General features: G+C 70.7%; 16 protein-coding genes and 1 tRNA gene. 9 read left to right on the top strand and 8 right to left on the bottom strand.

The genetic code is table 11. The features are described 5' to 3' along the window. Nucleotides 1-98: 98 nt before the first annotated feature. Nucleotides 99-1,973 carry an alkaline phosphatase gene (locus AS029_RS02570; protein WP_058231005.1) on the bottom strand — a complete coding sequence of 625 codons (1,875 nt, stop codon included), beginning with the start codon at nucleotides 1,971-1,973 and terminating at the stop codon, nucleotides 99-101. Between the two features lie 190 nt (nucleotides 1,974-2,163). Then, a complete protein-coding gene (gene ligD / locus AS029_RS02565; RefSeq protein ID WP_058231004.1) occupies nucleotides 2,164-3,192 on the bottom strand; it encodes a non-homologous end-joining DNA ligase in 1,029 nt (342 codons plus the stop codon). A 146-nt stretch (nucleotides 3,193-3,338) separates the two neighbouring features. Between ligD and AS029_RS02560 the strand changes: the two genes are divergently transcribed. Further along, the gene (locus AS029_RS02560; protein ID WP_058231003.1) at nucleotides 3,339-3,965 is read left to right on the top strand and encodes a DUF1684 domain-containing protein; all 627 of its coding nucleotides are present in this window, start codon (nucleotides 3,339-3,341) and stop codon (nucleotides 3,963-3,965) included. A 512-nt stretch (nucleotides 3,966-4,477) separates the two neighbouring features. Here AS029_RS02560 and AS029_RS02555 read toward each other — a convergent pair. Together AS029_RS02555 and AS029_RS02550 are read right to left on the bottom strand one after the other, a co-directional pair. Beyond that, on the bottom strand, nucleotides 4,478-5,593 hold the full coding sequence (locus AS029_RS02555; protein WP_058231002.1) for an SseB family protein: 1,116 nt from the start codon (nucleotides 5,591-5,593) through the stop codon (nucleotides 4,478-4,480). Between the two features lie 46 nt (nucleotides 5,594-5,639). After that, nucleotides 5,640-8,090 (bottom strand): ATP-dependent helicase, encoded by a 2,451-nt coding sequence (locus AS029_RS02550; protein ID WP_058231001.1) that lies wholly within the window; start codon nucleotides 8,088-8,090, stop codon nucleotides 5,640-5,642. A 94-nt stretch (nucleotides 8,091-8,184) separates the two neighbouring features. Here AS029_RS02550 and AS029_RS02545 point away from each other — a divergent pair, with 94 nt between their 5' ends. Next, complete coding sequence (locus AS029_RS02545; RefSeq protein WP_058231000.1) at nucleotides 8,185-9,702, top strand: M16 family metallopeptidase; 1,518 nt, start codon at nucleotides 8,185-8,187, stop codon at nucleotides 9,700-9,702. Nucleotides 9,703-9,793: 91 nt separating this feature from the next. Here AS029_RS02545 and AS029_RS02540 read toward each other — a convergent pair whose 3' ends face one another. Beyond that, nucleotides 9,794-10,270: a YflT domain-containing protein gene (locus AS029_RS02540; protein ID WP_058230999.1), complete on the bottom strand. Its 477-nt coding sequence runs from the start codon at nucleotides 10,268-10,270 to the stop codon at nucleotides 9,794-9,796. 139 nt (nucleotides 10,271-10,409) lie between these two features. Here AS029_RS02540 and AS029_RS02535 point away from each other — a divergent pair, with 139 nt between their 5' ends. Further along, nucleotides 10,410-10,817: a YccF domain-containing protein gene (locus tag AS029_RS02535; protein ID WP_058230998.1), complete on the top strand. Its 408-nt coding sequence runs from the start codon at nucleotides 10,410-10,412 to the stop codon at nucleotides 10,815-10,817. 167 nt (nucleotides 10,818-10,984) lie between these two features. Here the strand turns inward: AS029_RS02535 and AS029_RS02530 are convergent, their stop codons facing one another. After that, nucleotides 10,985-11,920, bottom strand: a complete 936-nt coding sequence (locus tag AS029_RS02530; protein ID WP_058230997.1) for a hypothetical protein — start codon at nucleotides 11,918-11,920, stop codon at nucleotides 10,985-10,987. 203 nt (nucleotides 11,921-12,123) lie between these two features. Here AS029_RS02530 and AS029_RS02525 point away from each other — a divergent pair, with 203 nt between their 5' ends. From AS029_RS02525 to AS029_RS02505, 6 genes are all read left to right on the top strand, one after another. After that, nucleotides 12,124-13,029, top strand: a complete 906-nt coding sequence (locus tag AS029_RS02525) for a DMT family transporter (protein ID WP_058230996.1) — start codon at nucleotides 12,124-12,126, stop codon at nucleotides 13,027-13,029. Continuing rightward, nucleotides 13,010-13,798, top strand: coding sequence for a GntR family transcriptional regulator (locus tag AS029_RS02520; protein ID WP_175456616.1), 789 nt, complete (start codon nucleotides 13,010-13,012; stop codon nucleotides 13,796-13,798). Before AS029_RS02525 ends, AS029_RS02520 begins: the two co-directional genes overlap by 20 nt. 82 nt (nucleotides 13,799-13,880) lie before the next feature. Beyond that, nucleotides 13,881-13,953, top strand: a tRNA-Met gene (locus AS029_RS17445). A gap of 55 nt (nucleotides 13,954-14,008) precedes the next feature. Further along, nucleotides 14,009-14,479 carry a helix-turn-helix domain-containing protein gene (locus AS029_RS02515; RefSeq protein WP_058230995.1) on the top strand — a complete coding sequence of 157 codons (471 nt, stop codon included), beginning with the start codon at nucleotides 14,009-14,011 and terminating at the stop codon, nucleotides 14,477-14,479. Next, nucleotides 14,476-14,892: a ribonuclease HepT family protein gene (locus AS029_RS02510; protein ID WP_058230994.1), complete on the top strand. Its 417-nt coding sequence runs from the start codon at nucleotides 14,476-14,478 to the stop codon at nucleotides 14,890-14,892. Before AS029_RS02515 ends, AS029_RS02510 begins: the two co-directional genes overlap by 4 nt. 43 nt (nucleotides 14,893-14,935) lie before the next feature. Further along, nucleotides 14,936-15,160, top strand: a complete 225-nt coding sequence (locus tag AS029_RS02505) for an RNA-binding S4 domain-containing protein (protein ID WP_058230993.1) — start codon at nucleotides 14,936-14,938, stop codon at nucleotides 15,158-15,160. 204 nt (nucleotides 15,161-15,364) lie between these two features. Here the strand turns inward: AS029_RS02505 and AS029_RS02500 are convergent, their stop codons facing one another. Continuing rightward, nucleotides 15,365-15,661, bottom strand: a complete 297-nt coding sequence (locus tag AS029_RS02500) for a hypothetical protein (RefSeq protein ID WP_058230992.1) — start codon at nucleotides 15,659-15,661, stop codon at nucleotides 15,365-15,367. Then, the gene (locus AS029_RS02495) at nucleotides 15,658-15,966 is read right to left on the bottom strand and encodes an ArsR/SmtB family transcription factor (protein ID WP_175456625.1); all 309 of its coding nucleotides are present in this window, start codon (nucleotides 15,964-15,966) and stop codon (nucleotides 15,658-15,660) included. Before AS029_RS02495 ends, AS029_RS02500 begins: the two co-directional genes overlap by 4 nt. Between the last annotated feature and the right edge of the window lie 56 nt (nucleotides 15,967-16,022).

Here is a 16,022-nt window from a genome sequence, read left to right as displayed (position 1 = left end):
CGGCGAGCCCACGTCGGCGGGCGGGCGGCCACCCGGCCGAACGCCAGAGCACGAAGGAGCCGGTGCGCCCCCGGTCGGGAGCGCACCGGCCGAAGGGGTCAGTCCTTCGCGAACAGCGTGAGGGTGATCTCGCTGCCGTAGCGGCCGCTTTCGACGGTCGCGGGGATGGTCAGCGCCAGGTCGGCGGCGACGACGGTTTCGCCCACGCGCTCGACGCGACCGGCGTCGGCGAGGGTGGCGGGCTTGTCGAGCGTTGCGGTGCCACCGGCGGCGGCACCCGCGGCCGTGCGCACGACCTTCGGCGTCCAGCTGAGGTTGTCGGCACCGAACGAGCGGTTACCGGCGACGAACGCGGATGCCGAACCCGACAGCGTCCATCCGCGCCCCTGGGCCTGCGCCTCGTTGCGGGAGTCGTTCACGACGACCTCGGGCAGCTCGGCCCGCTGCGCCGAGGCGTCACCGGCGAAGGTGACCGGACCGTCGATGTCGGGCAGGGCGAGGCTCAGCTGGCCGGCGTGGGCCGGCAGGGGCACCGAGGCTTCGACGCCGACGGCGTCACCCTCGGCATCCGCGTGCCCGAGGGCGTCGAAGATCGTCTTGCCGAGGTCGGTGTTGTCGAGGTACGCACCGCGGACGAAGTCCCAGCTGGTGGCACGGGCGGTGAGCACCTCGGCGCCGGCGCCCTTCGCGTACAGCGGCACGAGCGCGTTGGTGTGGCCACCCGAGTGCCACGACACGTTCGGCAGCTGGCCCGCGGTGCCGGTCAGGGCGGTCCACCCCTTCTCGGTGCCGGCGCCGGGGCCGGCGAGGTAGCCGGTCTCGTGGTCGGCGGTGACGATGACGAGCGTCTCGTCCCAGCTGGAGTTGTTCTCGACCCAGTCGGTGACGGCGTCGACGGAGTCGTTGAACGACAGCTGCTCCTCGACGATGCGCGTGGTCTGATTGGCGTGACCGGCCCAGTCGACCGCGCCGCTCTCGACCATGAGGAAGAAGCCGTCCTCGTCCTTCTCGAGCACGTTCAGCGCGGCCTTCGCCGACGTGGCGAGCGAAGGGACGTCGGCATTCGCCGCGTCGGTGAAGGGCAGTACCGTGCTGTTGGCGAGGCCGGGGCGGTTGTACTGGAACGTCTCGGCGACGCGCGCGAGGCCGAAGAGCTTGTCGGGCACGTTCTGGCCGTCGGCGACGCGCTCGAAGTCGGCCTTGCTCTCGATGTACGAGAAGGGCGTCTGGCCTTGCGTGACGCGCGTGAAGTCGGCCTGCGAGATCCACGACCCCGCACCGAAGTGCGATGCGCGCGAGGTGCCTGCATCCGTGTAGTTCGGGTGGCCGCCGCCGATGAGCACGTCGACGCCCGAGTCGATCATCTCGGTGGCGAGACCGTGATAGTCGTTGCGGCTCTTGTTGTGCGCGATGAAGCCGGCGGGGGTGGCATGGTTGAAGGGCACGCTCGTGACCAGGCCAACCTTCTTGCCGACCTCCATGGCCTGCTCGCCGACGGTCAGCAGACGCGTGCCGTCGGGGGCGAAGCCGAGGGTGCCGTTGGTGGTCTTCACACCGGTGCCGAGCGCGGTGCCGGCGGCGGCGGAGTCGGTCGCACCCGATGCCACCCAGCTGAAGTCGCCCCACGCCTGCTCGGGCGTGTAAGCCGCGCGACCGCCCGCGGAGTAGTGCGACTGCGCGATCTGCACGGGGAAGTCGTCGTAGACCTCGCTCTTCGTGCCGGGGATCTTCGTGGCCGTGCCGGAGTTCGGCGCGACCTCGACCTGCTGGTAGCTCGTGCCGTTCTCGTACAGGCGAGCGGCGTCGAACTGGTTGTAGCCGCCGCCGTCCGAGATGAGCACGATGACGTTCCGGGGGACGGGGTCCGTCGTGGTCTCCGCCGAGGCGGCGACAGCGGGGGTGGCACCGAGGGCGACGCCCGCGACGGTGCTCAGGACGATCAGACGCGTGCGTCCGGTCGTGCGCTTGTTCATGTGTTCGCTTCCGTTCCGTATGGGATTCACCGACCGCCGGGGGCCGGTCGTCGTCCACGCTGACGGAAGCTCCTCTCGTGAGAACGAATCTCAGGTCACTCGCGGATGAACGTTCACCCGGCGTTCTCACCGTTGGGTGAACAATCGGGTGTGCGGTGGCATCCTTCCCGATGGGATGCGACGATGCCGGTCAGTCCGCCGCCGGGGTCTTCGCCCGCGAGGGCTGCACGCGGGGCGGTTCGCCCGGCATCTTCGGGAATTCGGGCGGGAAGGGCAGCTCGCCGAGGCCGTTGTCGAGGTCGCGCTGCCACCACTCCAAGAGCGTGTCGATGCGCCCGGGCTTGTCGCCGAACCCGGCCCACGGGTCGCCGATGGATGCCAGGCGCTCGGGAATCGAACGCACGGTGAACGCCAGCGGGTCGAGACCGTCGAGCTCGTCCCACGTCACCGGCGTCGACACGGTCGCCGTCGGAAGGGCCCGGGGCGAGTACGCACCCGCCATCGTGCGGTCGCGGTTCGCCTGATTGAAGTCCACGAAGATGCGCTCGCCCCGCTCCTCCTTCCACCAGCTGGTGGTCACGGCATCCGGCATCCGTCTCTCCAACTCACGCGCCGCGGCGATGACCGCGTGCCGCACGTCGAGGAACTCGTGCGTCGGCTCGATCGGGCAGAACACGTGCAGGCCGCGGTTGCCGCTCGTCTTGATCCAGGCCTCGAGGCCCGCCTCGTGCAGCACCTTCCGCAGCTCGTGCGCCGCGGTGACCGCCTCGGCGATGCCCGTGCCGGGCTGCGGGTCGAGATCGATGCGCAGCTCGATCGGATGGTCGGCGTCACTGGCGAGGGACGCCCACGGGTGGAACACGATCGTGTTCATCTGCGCGGCCCACACCGCCGACGCGATCTCTCCGAGGAAGAGCTGCGGATGCCGACGCCCACTGTTGTACGTCACGGTCACGGCCTCGACGAAGGCCGGCGCCCCCTTCGGCGGGTTCTTCGAGAAGAACGCCTCGCCACCGACGCCGTCCGGGAAACGTTCGAGCGACACCGGCCGGTGCCCGTTCGCCGCGATGAACGGGTCGGCGACGGCGATCAGGTACTCGGCGAGCTCGCGCTTGGTGATGCCCACCTCGGGCCAGAGCACGCGATCGGGGTTCGAGATACCGACCTCGCGATCGCCGTCGGGGCCCGGCACGGTCAGCGTGATGCGGGGGGATGCCATGCCCCGACGCTAGTGCGCGGATCGGGGCCGTGTCTGCCCGTTGCGTTCCGGATCTCGCGCCCGTGCACCGTCTTCGCCGAGCGGGGACGACCGCGGCCGGTGTCCAGCCCAGGCCGCGACTCCCGGCATCCGCCTACGCTCGAGTCATGACCAGCGCCGCCGCCCGCACCGCCCTCGACATCGCCGACTGGCGCCGCCGCGTCTTCGCCCTCTACGACGCCGTGCGCGAGGCCGACGACCCCGAAGAGGCCCACGAGCTGTGGCGCATCGAGCGCGACGCGCTCTTCGCCCACCACCCGGCCACCCCCCTGCTCCCGGAGCAACGCGACGGCTTCGTCGGCCTGCCGCTCGCGCCCTACGACGCCGCCTGGCGCTTCGAGGTGCCCCTGCTCGACGCCGACCAGGCGTCGTTCGTCGCCACGACCGGCACCGACGGAGAGGTCGGCTTCGAGCGCATCGGCCGCGTCGAGCTGCCCGACACGGGGTCTCTCGACGTGTGGCGGCTGACGTCGTACGGCGGCGGCCTGTTCGTTCCCGTTCGGGATGCCGCCGCCGGTCGCCCGGGCGGCACCTACGGCGGCGGACGCTACCTGCTCGACACGATCAAGGGCGCCGACCTGGGCCGAGGGGATACCCCTGACACCCTGGTCATCGACTTCAACTTCGCCTACAACCCGTCGTGCGCGTACGACCCGATGTGGGCGTGCCCCCTGGCCCCGGCGGGCAATGTGCTGCCCGTGGCGGTGCCGGTCGGCGAGCTCTACGGCGTCTGACGCGCACGCTGACGCATCGAGGTCTCAGGCGGTGGCGGCGCGGTGCCGGCTCCGCGACGCCGAGCGAGCGGCGGGCGTGCCGGACTCCGGAAACTCTGGCGGTGACAGCGAGCGCAAACGTTGTCTCCGCCCCAGGCGCACCATAACTCCGGAGCGCGGCACCATTCCGCGCCAACCAACCGCGGCACCATCCCGGGCCGGCCGACCGCGCCTCCCCGCCCGACACCCGCAGCCCGAACCGCGGCGGGCGTGCCGGACTCCGGAAACTCTGGCGGTGACAGCGAGCGCAAACGTCGTCTCCGCCCCAGGCGCACCATAACTCCGGAGCGCGGCACCCTCCCGCGCCAACCAACCGCGGCCCCATCCCAGGCCAACCAACCGCAGCACCCTCCCGCCGACCAACCGCGGCACTCTCCCGGCCCAGCCGACCGCGACTCACCGATCGACACCCGCAGCCCGAACCGCGACGGGCCGCTCCCTTCGGGGGAGCGGCCCGTCGATCGTCCGGATAGTCAGGCCGTCGGCGCAGCCTCCTCGGCGGCGAGGGCGATGACCGGAGCGAGCTCGTCGCGGTCGAGCCGGATCCACGGACCCGCCGCGTCGATCAGGATGCCGGTGAGCCCGGCATCCTGTGCCAGCGCCTTGGCCAACTGGATCTTGCGGATCGGCAGCGGCTGGTCGCCCCGGCCGAGCGCGAGGAGTTCGAGCGGGTGCGAGAACACCTCGAGGAAGCGCTCACCCGTCGCCGCGCGCGACTCGGCGACCCCCATGGGGCCGCCCTCTTCGGTCTGGTTGACGGCGATCCACATCGGCGCGTCATCGACGATGGCGTCGACGACGGTGGAGGCCGTGGCATCCGTGCGCTCGTCGCACAGGGCCGTCTTGATGCGCAGCTGCGGGTCGACCTCGGCCACCATGCGCTCGAGCAGCGCCTTGGGCAGCACCGCTCGCCCGTTCGCGGCGGCGGGGTTGAGCACGATGCCGGCGTAGGGGCCGTCGATGATGTGGCGCAGCAGCGCGAGCACGGGCTGCGCCATCGCCGACGTGTCGAGGTCGCCGTCGGCGTCGACGCTGGCACGCAGGGCCATGCCGCCGCTGTAGCCGAGCACGAGCTGTTCGTCGCCGTTGTTGGCGACGGCGAGAGGCAGGTCTTTCCCCTCTTCCATCAGCGCCCGGGCGTTGCCCTTGACGCGGAGGAAGACGTGTCCCTGCAGCAGCTGACGCGCGACGTTGAGCAGCTGCGCGGGCTCGGCCGTGCCCTCGATCTCGGCGAGGGCGTTGCTGAGCAGCACGTTGTCGCGCAGACCGGGCATCGTCTCGGGCGCTTCGGGCGCGACCATCGCGCCGGGCTGCCGCGCCGACGGACGTGCAGCGACCGGCGGGGCCGAGGCCTCGGCCGGGGTTTCGGGCGCGGCGCCGACACCGCGGAACGACGACATCGAGATGCCGACCGTCGGTGTCGCCTCCGCGGCGGGGGCTTCCGCCGCATCACCCGTGTCGGTCGCCGGAGCGGCGTCGCTCGGGCCGGCGGGGTCGACGGGCTGCTCGCCCGGTTCGATCGTGGTGTCGGGCCGGTCGGCCGATGCGTCGTCGGAGTCGGACTTCTTGCGGCGCGAGAAGAGAGCCATTGGGCAAGCCTAGCCGGGGCGTTTCACCCGACCGGCCTCACGTGCCTCAGAGCTTCGCGATCGGTGCGATCTTGACCAGCAGCTTCTTCGGTCCGACCGTGTCGAAACGCACGTGCGCCACACGCTTCGCACCCTCGCCCGTCACGGCATCCACACGCCCTTCGCCGAAGTCGTCGTGGCGGATGCGGTCACCCGACGCGAGTACCATGTCGCCGTTGTCGCGCACCTTCGCGGGGATGCGGTTGGGGAACTTGCTCGGGTCGGCGGGTGCGCGCTTGGGCAGCGGCACGAGGTCGTCGCCGTAACGGTTGCCGCCGCCCCCGGGTTGTCCGGGGCGTCGACCGCGCGCATTCAGCGCACGCGATTGCGACCCGCCGCGGCCGTTGACGTCGCCCGGCGACTGGCGCCAGTCGATGAGGTCGGCGGGGATCTCTTGCAGGAACCGGCTCGGCATCGCGACGGTGACCTCGCCGAACTGCGCACGGGTCATGGCGAGCGAGACGTGCAGGCGCTTGCGAGCGCGGGTGATGCCGACGTAGAACAGGCGACGCTCTTCTTGCGGACCGCCCGGCTCGTTCGCCGAGATGCGGTGCGGCAGCAGGTCTTCTTCGACACCGGTGAGGAACACCGCGTCGTACTCGAGGCCCTTGGCGGTGTGCAGGGTCATGAGCGACACGGAACCCGACGCGTCGTCGAGGTCGTCGGCATCGGCCACGAGAGTCACCTCGGTGAGGAAGTCGATGATCGTGCCCTCGGGGTTGTTGCGCGCGAACTCGCGGGTCACGGCGACGAGCTCGTCGAGGTTCTCGAGCCGCGCTTCGTCTTGCGGGTCTTTGCTGGCGCGCAGGGCGTCGAAGTAGCCGCTCTTGTTCAGCAGCAGGGTGAGCCCCTCGGTGACCGACGTGGACGGAGCGAGCTCTCCGGATGCCGGGAGCATGACGGCCGTGGCCTCGGTGAGCACCGCGTCGAGCTGATCGATGGCCTTCTGCAGCTTGGGGCCCACGCCGAGCTGCGCCGAGTTGGCGAGGGCGTCGCGGAAGGTGATGCCGTGCTCGGCGGCGTAGCGGGCGATGGCGGTCTCGGTGACGTCGCCGATACCGCGGCGCGGGCGGTTCAGGATGCGACGCACGGCCATGCCGTCGGCGGGGTTGGCGACGGCGACGAGGTAGGCGAGGGCGTCTTTGATCTCGGCGCGCTCGTAGAACTTGGTGCCGCCCATGATCTTGTAGGGCACGGCCGAGCGGATAAAGATCTCTTCCAGCGCACGGGACTGCGAGTTGGTGCGGTAGAACACGGCGACGCCGGAGTAGTCGACGCCCTTCTTGTGCAGCGCCTCGATCTCGTCGGCGACGAACTGGGCCTCGTCGTGTTGCGAGTAGCCGGTGAAGCCGATGATGGGGTCGCCCGCGCCGACGTCGGTCCACAGCTTCTTGTCTTTGCGGTCGAAGTTGTTCGCGATGACCGCGTTGGCGGCCGACAGGATGTTCTGCGTGGAGCGGTAGTTCTGCTCGAGCAGCACGACCTTGGCGCCCGGGTAGTCGCGCTCGAACTCGCTGATGTTGCGGATGTCGGCGCCGCGGAACGCGTAGATCGACTGGTCGGAGTCGCCGACGACGGTGAGGGATGCGGCACCCTCGTAGTCCCCTGAGCCTGTCGAAGGGTCGGCGTCGAAGATCATCATGCCGCCCGACGAGAACGGCTCGGCGTCGGAGCCGATCGGCCGCGTCAGCTCGTGGATGAGCGCGTACTGCGCGTGGTTGGTGTCTTGGTACTCGTCGACCAGGATGTGGCGGAACCGCTTGCGGTAGACGTCGGCCACCTGAGGGAACGCGCGGAACAGATAGACGGTCTGGGCGATGAGGTCGTCGAAGTCGAAGGCGTTGGCCCGCTGGAGCTCTCGCTGGTACGAGGAGAAGATCTCGACGAAGACGCGCTCGGCCGGATCGCTCATGTTCGCCGACCGCGCGTAGGACTCGGCATCGGCCAGTTCGTTCTTCAGCTTCGAGATGCGGCTCTGCGTGCCCGCCGGGGTCAGCCCGAATGAGTCGCCCTCGTGCTCTTTGACGAGGCGCTTGATCAGGGCGCGCGAATCGCCGGAGTCGTAGATGGTGAACGCCTTGGTGAACCCGAACTGCTCGGCCTCGCGGCGGAGGATGCGCACGCATGCGGAGTGGAACGTCGAGATCCACATGCCGTCGGCCTTCTGGCCGATGAGCTGGTGCACGCGCTCCCGCATCTCGCCCGCTGCCTTGTTGGTGAAGGTGATGGCGAGGATCTGGCTCGGGTACGCCTCGCGCGTGCGCAGCAGCGACGCGATGCGTCGCGTGAGCACGCTCGTCTTGCCCGAGCCCGCGCCCGCGACGATGAGCAGAGCCTGCCCGCGGTAGGTGACGGCCTCGCGCTGAGGACCGTTCAGACCCTGCAGGAGGTCGGCGTCGGGGCGGGCGTCCGACGGTGCGGGACCGCCGACGATGAGGGGCGTGGAGGCGTCGGTCATGGCGGGGTCAAGTCTAAGCGGGGCCTCCGACATCGGCCCCGGCGGGCGGCGTGGGGCACTTCCGCTACGGTGACGAGGACGAAGGGATCGCGCGATGGCCGCCGAGTACGAACTCACCTCTCACGACGGAATCCCCGTCTTCTCTCTTCCCGATTCTCCCCTGGTCAGCGGCGCGCTCGTCTTCGCCGTCGGGCGCCGCGATGAGACGCCACGCTCGGCAGGACTCGCCCACCTCGTCGAGCACCTCGTGATGGACCGCGCCCGTGCGCGCGGGCAAAGCGTGAACGCCTTCACGAGTGACGACTCGATCGCCTTCGTCGCGCGCGGAGACGCCGACTTGGTCGTACGTTTCCTGCGCGATGCGGCGCGGGCGATCAGCACGCTCTCCTCGATCACGCCCGACGAGATCGTCGCACAGCAGAAGGTGATCGCCGTCGAGTTGGGCGAGGGCCACTCGCACCCGGGCCTCGGGGCGCTCAGCGAGCGATTCGGCGCGAAGGGTCTGGGTCTCCTCGACCTCGGCGCGCCGGCACACACCGCGCACGGAGTCGAAGAGGTCGTCGACTTCGTCCGACGTTGGTTGCACCGCGAAAACGCGGCCGTCGTCGTGACGGGCCTGGAAGCGGGCACCATCGATGTGAGCCTGCCGGCACCCTCCCTCCACGGCTCGCTGGATCGCGACCCCTGCACCGACACCGGACTCTCCGGCTACACCGCGTCCGTCGGGCCGGGGGTGACGCTGTCCCTGCTCATGCAAGGCGGCCCATCCGAGGCTTTGACCCTAGCGATCGCCGGCATCCAGAACACGCTGATGAACGAGTTGCGGCACGAGCGCCACCTCGTCTATGCCGTCGACGTCTTCGTCGGCGACTGGAGCACGACGGCGTTGTTCGCCGCATTCCACCTCGAAGTCCCGGCCGAGAAGGCCGCCGAAGTCGCAGCAGCCGCCTGTGAGATCCTGCGCCGCATCACGTCGTCCGGGGTCGATCCCGAGGCTCGGCGAGAAGCCGAGGAGGACTGGCGCGCCGCCTTCCGTGACCCCGAGGCCAGGGCGGAGGGCCTGCTCTCGCACGCCGTCGCCGTCCTCCGTGGCACGTCGCGACCAGGCCGGACGCCGATCGATCCGTCGACCGTCTCCGAAGCGGCCCTCGCGACGGTCCTCAGCGCGTCGATGCCCACCCTGCTCGTCTCGGTGGAGGTCACGGCGCTCGAGGGCGACGACGCGAAGCTCGGCGCTGAACTGCAGCTGGCGCCCGCCCCGCTGGAGCCCCCGTTCTACGCGACCCTGACGCAGGCGCAGCGAATCAGAGAGCTGTCCCGTCCAGGCGTGGCGGTGTTCTCACCCCGTCTGTTCCGCGGCCTGCGCGGACACAGACTCGTCATCGACGACGAACGCGTCACGTACTTCGCGCCCGAGACCGGGGCCTACGAGATCATCTGGCGCGAGGTCGTGCTCGCACGCCGCGACGACGCTGAGGATTCGTGGACGCTCGTCTCGTCACGAGGGGGCATCATCGGCATCGACGGGGCGGACTGGCGAGGGAGCGGCTCCCTGCGGAAGGTACTCGACGAGCGCATCCCGGTCGAGTCGCGCTTCGTCGCCGCGATGTAGACGCCCGTCTTGCACGGGCTCTTCGTCAGGTACCCCCGATGGGCCGGGGTGGTGATGCGGCCACGACGATCGCACCCCGCGAGGTGTCCACCTACGCCCGCGCTTCGCCCGCCGCGCCCGACGACAGCAGCGACTGCGCGCGCGAGAAGTGCTCGGCATCCACCGTCACGTCCCACCGCTCGGCCTCGAAGCCCTGCACCGACGAGAAGTCGCGACGGCCGCCCGTGAAGGCGTGGCCGATGAAACCGAAGACGGCTCCCCACACCGCGCCCAGCACGAGACCCAGCAGCAGCAGCCCGAGGAACCCCCCGGGGCTCAGCAGTCCGATCAACACGCCGATCATCAGGCCGAACCACGCGCCCGAAGCGGCGCCGAGGCCCGCGGCGCGAGCCCGCGTCAGACGCCCCGTCACCTGCTCGACGATGCGCACGCCGTGTCCCACGATGGCGGTGTGCTCGACGGGGAACCCGGCGTCGGAGAGACGATCGACGGCGGCCTGAGCCCCCGTGTAGTCGCTGAAGCTCGACAGGATGCGGCGTTCCGGCGTGGCGCGGGTGACGTCAGACATGGGGTTCCCTTTCCTCGATGGGTTCACGCTAAACCGGTCGGGCGAGACGCAGAGGGCGCTTGCGCGCGCCTTCTCACCCGGTTAGGCGCACCCTGTCAAACCGTGGATGCCACTCAGCCGCGGCCGCGAAGATGAACCCATGCGCCTCATCCTCAACATCCTGTGGCTGGTCCTGTCGGGCTTCTGGCTCTTCCTCGGCTACCTCGCCGCGGGTGTGGTGCTCTGCATCCTCGTCATCACGATCCCGTGGGGCATCGCGTCGTTCCGCATCGGCGTCTACGCCCTGTGGCCGTTCGGTCGTGAGACGGTGTCGAAGCCCACGGCCGGCCTCGGTTCGCTGCTCGGCAACATCGTCTGGGTCGTCCTCGCCGGCTGGTGGCTGGCGCTGGGGCACATCTTCACCGGCCTGCTGCTGTGCGTGACGATCATCGGCATCCCGCTCGGCATCGCGAACTTCAAGCTCGTGCCGGTGTCGCTCATGCCGCTCGGAACCGAGGTGCGCGAGATCCGCCGAGGCGGACCCTTCGACAAGACGCTCACGCGCTGAGAGTCGTCGCCCGGAGCGCCGGGCCGGCGGGCTCTGCGACGCCGCGCTGGCGCGCGAAGCACTCGCGCTCGCGGCGCTGTTCGTGAGGGAACGCTCGGGCGGCGACGGACCATCGCTCGCGCCGAGCGCCCGGCCGGCGGCCTCGGCGACAGCGCGGGGGAACCGCGTCAGCGCACCCGGCCGGCTGCGCGCTTCGGCAGGGCGAGCAGAATGCCGACGAGGGTGACCATGGCGCCGATCAACGCGGTGGTCGCGACGACCTCGACGGGGAACACTCCCTCGCGCACTCCGGTCAGGCGAGCGAGGTCCCAGGGCAGCACGCCGATCTGCTCGTTCCAGGAGCGCAGCGCATTGCGCGCCCCCACGACGGCGATCGTCGCGGCCGGCAGCGCGTAGGCCACGCCCATTCCGGCGAGCGCGACACCCGTCGCTCGACGGGGTCCGAGTTGCGCGGCCAGCGACCACCCCGCGACGACGAACACCCACGCGACCAGGGCGAACGCCACCGTCACGTAGAGGGTGCGCAGGGCGGGCGACGACCACAGCTCCGGCCAGACGCCGCCGGGCCCCGAGAGCGACACGGCGACCAGAGCCACCACACAGCGCAGCACGATGGCACCGCCGACCGCGGCGATGATGGGCCACGGCGAGCGTCGTCCGAGCAGCAGACGCACGGCGACGGCGAACACCAGCCACCCCAGGATCGCCAACCCGACGCTCCACAGCCCGTCGCGCGGAGCCTGCGCGATGCGCGTGGCGACGAGGATGCCACCCGGGACGAGGATCATGAGCCAGCGGTCCAGCGGCAGCAGGCCGAGACTCGACTCCCGCGCCCGCCAGGGTCTCGACGACGCGATCCACGTCGCGCGTGCCGCCGCGGCTCCCGGTCGGCGCACGAGCCGCGTGCGTGCCGACACCATGCCGATTCCCACCCAGGCCACCCCGAGCACCAGGAGGACGCGCGCCGACCACTCGGTCGCGGGCCCCACCGTCATCGGTTGGCGGGTGAACGGATCGACCACCACGGCGAGGATGACACCGGAGACGAGAAGAACTCCGATGACGCCGAGGGCCAGGATGCCTCGCCCCGCCGTCGTCGCCATGCACCTACGTTACCCGCCGGCTCCGACACCCCTGACCGCGTGTCGAGTGCCGCGGGCCGGGTGACGGAACGGCGACGACGCTGGCTGCGGGACCCTGCAGCACTGCGCGCCGCCATTGTTTCCTCGGGGCGGAGCGTGTGACGCCAGGCCTCCGTGGCGCGGCGCCCACCCCTCGAGCGAGCGGATTGTGTAACAATCTATCCATGCTTCCCGCCCTCGCCGTCCTCGCCGCGGCCCTGTGCTTCTCGACGACGGGCACCGCGCAGGCGCTCGCGGGGGTCGACGCCTCTCCGCTTGCGGTCGGTGCCGCGCGGATCGTGGTGGGAGGCGGCATCCTGGGCCTGATCGCCCTGGCGCGGCGCTCGCCCGTGCGTGCGCGGAGCGGCTCCCGCGCGTCGACCTCGGCGCTCATCGCCGTCGGCGCGATCGGCGTGCTGGCCTACCAGCCGTTGTTCTTCCTCGGCACGCGCGAGAACGGCGTCGCCATCGGCACGGTGGTCGCGCTGGGTTCGGCGCCGATCGCGACGGGGATCGTGGATGCCGTCCGCCTGCGCCGTGCCCCCTCCTCGCAGTGGATGCTCGCCACCGCCATCGCCCTGGCCGGCGTCGTGCTCGTGTCGGGCGTGACCGGCGGGTCGGTGGCTCTCGGCCCCGGCGGGCTGCTCGCGTCGGCCGGAGCGGGAATGTCGTACGCCCTGTATACCGTGTGCGGCAAGACGCTCATCGAGAGGGGGTGGGACTCCACGCGCGTCATGGGCACCGTCTTCGGGGTCGCCGCCGCGGCCAGCATTCCGATGCTGCTGATCGCCGGAGCATCGTGGCTGGCCACCCCGAACGGCCTCGCGCTCGCCCTGTGGCTCGGGGTGGTGACGACCACGATCGCGTATCTGCTGTTCGGCTGGGGGCTGGCGCGCCTGACCGCCGTCACGGTCTCGACCCTGACCCTCGCGGAGCCTCTGGCCGCGACCCTGCTCGGACTGTTCGTGCTGCGCGAGCAGCTCACGCCCGTCGGCGCTGTCGGTCTCGCGCTCATCGCGGTGGGTCTCGCCGTGGTCTCGGCTCCGTCGCGGCGGCGTGAGGAGGTTCCGGATGCCACGGCCCGCGCGTGACGTGAACGAGGGCGCCGCCGCGGTGTCGCATGACGCGCTTCACCCGATCGCGGACAGGGGCAGCGCAGGCGGTTCCGCGGCGGTCCCCCCTCCCCCGGGCGGGGACACCGCCCCCGCGATCCCCCCGCGCCGCAGGACGACACCCGCCCCGGGCCCGCGCACCGCCGACGCGGTCGCCGACGCCGTGCGGGCCGGCATCCTGTCGGGCGACCTCGCCCCGGGCACCCCGCTTCGGGAGGAGGAACTCAGCGCGACCCACGGCGTCTCGCGCCATACCGCGCGCACCGCGCTCGCGAAACTCACCGGCGAGCGCCTCGCCACCGCCGAGCCGTACCGCGGCGTGCGCGTCGCGTCGCTCGACGACGACGCCCTGGTCGCCCTGCAGCAGTTGCGGTGCGCCCTCGAGACCGAGGCGCTGCGGACCGTCCGCGACCGCGGCATCCGTCCCCCCGGCGTCGACGCGGCGCTCGATGACCTCGCCGCAGCGGAGGAGTCCGGCGACTGGCCGGCGACGCTCGCGGCGCACGCGCGCGTGCATCTCGCACTGGTCGAAGCGGCGGGCTCGCCTCGGATCGCGCAGGAGTACCGGCGCCTCGACTCCGAGATGCACCTGCTGCTCACGCACGTGCGGCCGGCGTACGCGCCGGGCTCGCTCAGCGCCGAGCATCGCGCCTATGTCGAGCAGGCCCTGGCCGACCCCGAGCGAGCGGTGCGCGCTCATCTCGAGCACTCGACGCGCGCGATCGTCGACGGCCGCCGCGCGGGCTGAACGCCACACGGCGACATATCGCGTCACGTCTCGCAACGCTTCTTCGACCCCTCGCGCCCCTCGGGTTAGCGTGGGGGCACATCGCGGCGATCCGGGCGGTCCCGGGCCTCGGCTCATAACCGAAGGCGTGGCGGGTTCGACTCCCGCCGTCGCGTCGAAACCTCGTCGGCGATGCTCGGCTCCGGGTAGGCTATATCGCGGAGGTATAACATGGCCACGCGCTTCGATCGCAGCAGGGCTCCACAACTCGTGCGCGCCGCTCGCCTCGACCGCGGGATGTCTCAGGCGGAGCTGGCGCGGGCGGCGGGGATGAGTCAGCCGAATGTGGCGGCGATCGAGAACGGAACGAGGAACCCGAGCGAAGACGTCTTCGAGCGTCTTCTGCGCGCGGCCGATTACCGCCCGAGCGTGGCTGTCGAGGAGCGCGCTGCCGCGATCGTCGAAGCGGGGCGGCGCTACGGACTCAGCGAGATCCGCGTTTTCGGTTCGGTCGCCACCGGCGCCGATCACTTCACCTCCGACATCGACCTCCTTGCACGCGTCGACAGCGGCCGCGGCTACTTCGACATCGCCGCCTTCACAGACGCGGTCGAGCAGCTCACGGGCTTCCCCGTCGATGTCGTCGTCGACGACGAGCGACGCCCGGCGTTCCTCGACTCGACACCGATGGCGGCGCTGTGACGGACTCGGACTCGCAGCCCACCGAACGGTTCACACGGAGACCGCGAGCGGCGCCTGAGACCACGCGGGTCGCTCTGGAGAATTTTCTCGACAGCGTCGAGGCGATCAGCGCATTCCTCGATCAAGCGACGACCGGCGGGAGAGATCGCTTCCGCCGCAACTCGCCCGCCTACGCGTGCGGCTCCCTCGCCATCATCCGCGCGGCAGCGCTTTTCGAAGCCGATGCGTTCTCCGAGTTCTTGGCGGATACTCCTGACGAGGTCGCGAAAGCCCTGCGAACGATGCGCAACATCGCCTCTCATTCCGGCTATCGCGCGATGAACGACGACCGATTCTGGGTGACCCTGACCGTCGAGCTGCCCCCGCACGTGGCGCGCTGGCGAACGGCAGCCCAGACGTCGTCATCGAGCTGAGCCCGGGCCCTCCTCGTCCGCGCGGTGCTGACATGCTGGAGGCATGGCCTCCCCCGCACCCCAGGATGTCCCCGTCGGCAGCGAGATGATCCGCCTCGGCTCGTTCATGAAGTACGCCGGCATGCTCGACTCCGGCGGCGACGTCAAAGAAGCCATCATCGACGGTTACGTGAAGGTCAACGGCGAGATCGATCGCCGCCGCGGACGCCAGCTGCAGGCGGGCGACGTCGTGACGTTCGAGGGGCGCTCGTTCCGCGTGCAGGTCTGACGGGGCCCCACTCCCCTGACGTCAGCACCCGGACGCCCGCCGGGGGCCCGGCCTGCGCCCCCACCACCAGGGCGACCGCAACAGGGCGTTGAGCGTGCCGGTCCGCTCCCGTGCGCGCAGACGCGAAGGACCCGCCTCCCCCGACGGAGAAGCGGGCCCCGACTTCCGGCATCCCGCGCTCGTGACACGGGATGCCGCTCGAGCTCAGTGCTCGTCGTAGTGGTCGCTGTGCAGCGCGTGACGGTGTCCGTCGTGCACGTAGTCGGCGTGGTCGCCGTGCTCGACCTTCTCGTGACCGCAGTCGTCGCCGTGGCGGTGCTCGTCGACGCCGTGCTCTGCCTTTGACTCGTGCTCGTCGTAGTGGTCGCCGTGCAGGGCGTGGTGGTGCGTGCCGTGCACGTAGTCGACGTGGTCGCCGTGCTGGATCTTCTGGTGGCCGCAGTCGTCGCCGTGGGCGTGCTCGTCGACGGAGTGCTCGGCGTGGGTCTCAGCGATGCTCATTGTTCGTTCCCCTGGTCGGTCGGTTCTTGTGCGTGGGCGATCGCATCGAGCACGACGTGCGCGACGTGCTGGTCGGCGAGGGCGTAGCGGATCTCTTTGCCCTCGCGTTCCGAACTCACCAGCCCCGCCTGCCGCAGCGTCCGCAGGTGTTGCGACACCAGCGGTTGCGACAGGCCGGCCTGGTCGGCGAGCGCGCCGACCGTGAGCGGCTCACGGCTCAGCAGCCACACGAGCGCGAGACGCGACTCGTTGCCGAGAACCTTGAACAGCTCCGCGGCCTCGTCGAGCCCGGCGATCATGTCCACGGCATCCACGACACCACACACATGCACAGATTGCAATGTGTTCACGCAATCGGGAA

Source organism: Microbacterium enclense, from assembly GCF_001456955.1.
Lineage (GTDB): Bacteria > Actinomycetota > Actinomycetes > Actinomycetales > Microbacteriaceae > Microbacterium > Microbacterium enclense.
Note: the sequence above shows the minus strand (reverse complement) of the source record. Positions and strands in the feature narration are given on the sequence as shown.

Bases quoted from the DNA above. Each gene is read 5' to 3' on its own strand.
- ligD (WP_058231004.1), bottom strand. From the start codon at position 3,192: ATGGCATCCCCCCGCATCACGCTGACCGTGCCGGGCCCCGACGGCGAT.
- AS029_RS02515 (WP_058230995.1), top strand. From the start codon at position 14,009: ATGGCCACGCGCTTCGATCGCAGCAGGGCTCCACAACTCGTGCGCGCC.
- AS029_RS02540 (WP_058230999.1), bottom strand. From the start codon at position 10,270: ATGTCTGACGTCACCCGCGCCACGCCGGAACGCCGCATCCTGTCGAGC.
- AS029_RS02570 (WP_058231005.1), bottom strand. From the start codon at position 1,973: ATGAACAAGCGCACGACCGGACGCACGCGTCTGATCGTCCTGAGCACC.
- AS029_RS02545 (WP_058231000.1), top strand. From the start codon at position 8,185: ATGGCCGCCGAGTACGAACTCACCTCTCACGACGGAATCCCCGTCTTC.
- AS029_RS02555 (WP_058231002.1), bottom strand. From the start codon at position 5,593: ATGGCTCTCTTCTCGCGCCGCAAGAAGTCCGACTCCGACGACGCATCG.
- AS029_RS02535 (WP_058230998.1), top strand. From the start codon at position 10,410: ATGCGCCTCATCCTCAACATCCTGTGGCTGGTCCTGTCGGGCTTCTGG.
- AS029_RS02550 (WP_058231001.1), bottom strand. From the start codon at position 8,090: ATGACCGACGCCTCCACGCCCCTCATCGTCGGCGGTCCCGCACCGTCG.
- AS029_RS02520 (WP_175456616.1), top strand. From the start codon at position 13,010: ATGCCACGGCCCGCGCGTGACGTGAACGAGGGCGCCGCCGCGGTGTCG.
- AS029_RS02525 (WP_058230996.1), top strand. From the start codon at position 12,124: ATGCTTCCCGCCCTCGCCGTCCTCGCCGCGGCCCTGTGCTTCTCGACG.
- AS029_RS02560 (WP_058231003.1), top strand. From the start codon at position 3,339: ATGACCAGCGCCGCCGCCCGCACCGCCCTCGACATCGCCGACTGGCGC.
- AS029_RS02500 (WP_058230992.1), bottom strand. From the start codon at position 15,661: ATGAGCATCGCTGAGACCCACGCCGAGCACTCCGTCGACGAGCACGCC.
- AS029_RS02505 (WP_058230993.1), top strand. From the start codon at position 14,936: ATGGCCTCCCCCGCACCCCAGGATGTCCCCGTCGGCAGCGAGATGATC.
- AS029_RS02530 (WP_058230997.1), bottom strand. From the start codon at position 11,920: ATGGCGACGACGGCGGGGCGAGGCATCCTGGCCCTCGGCGTCATCGGA.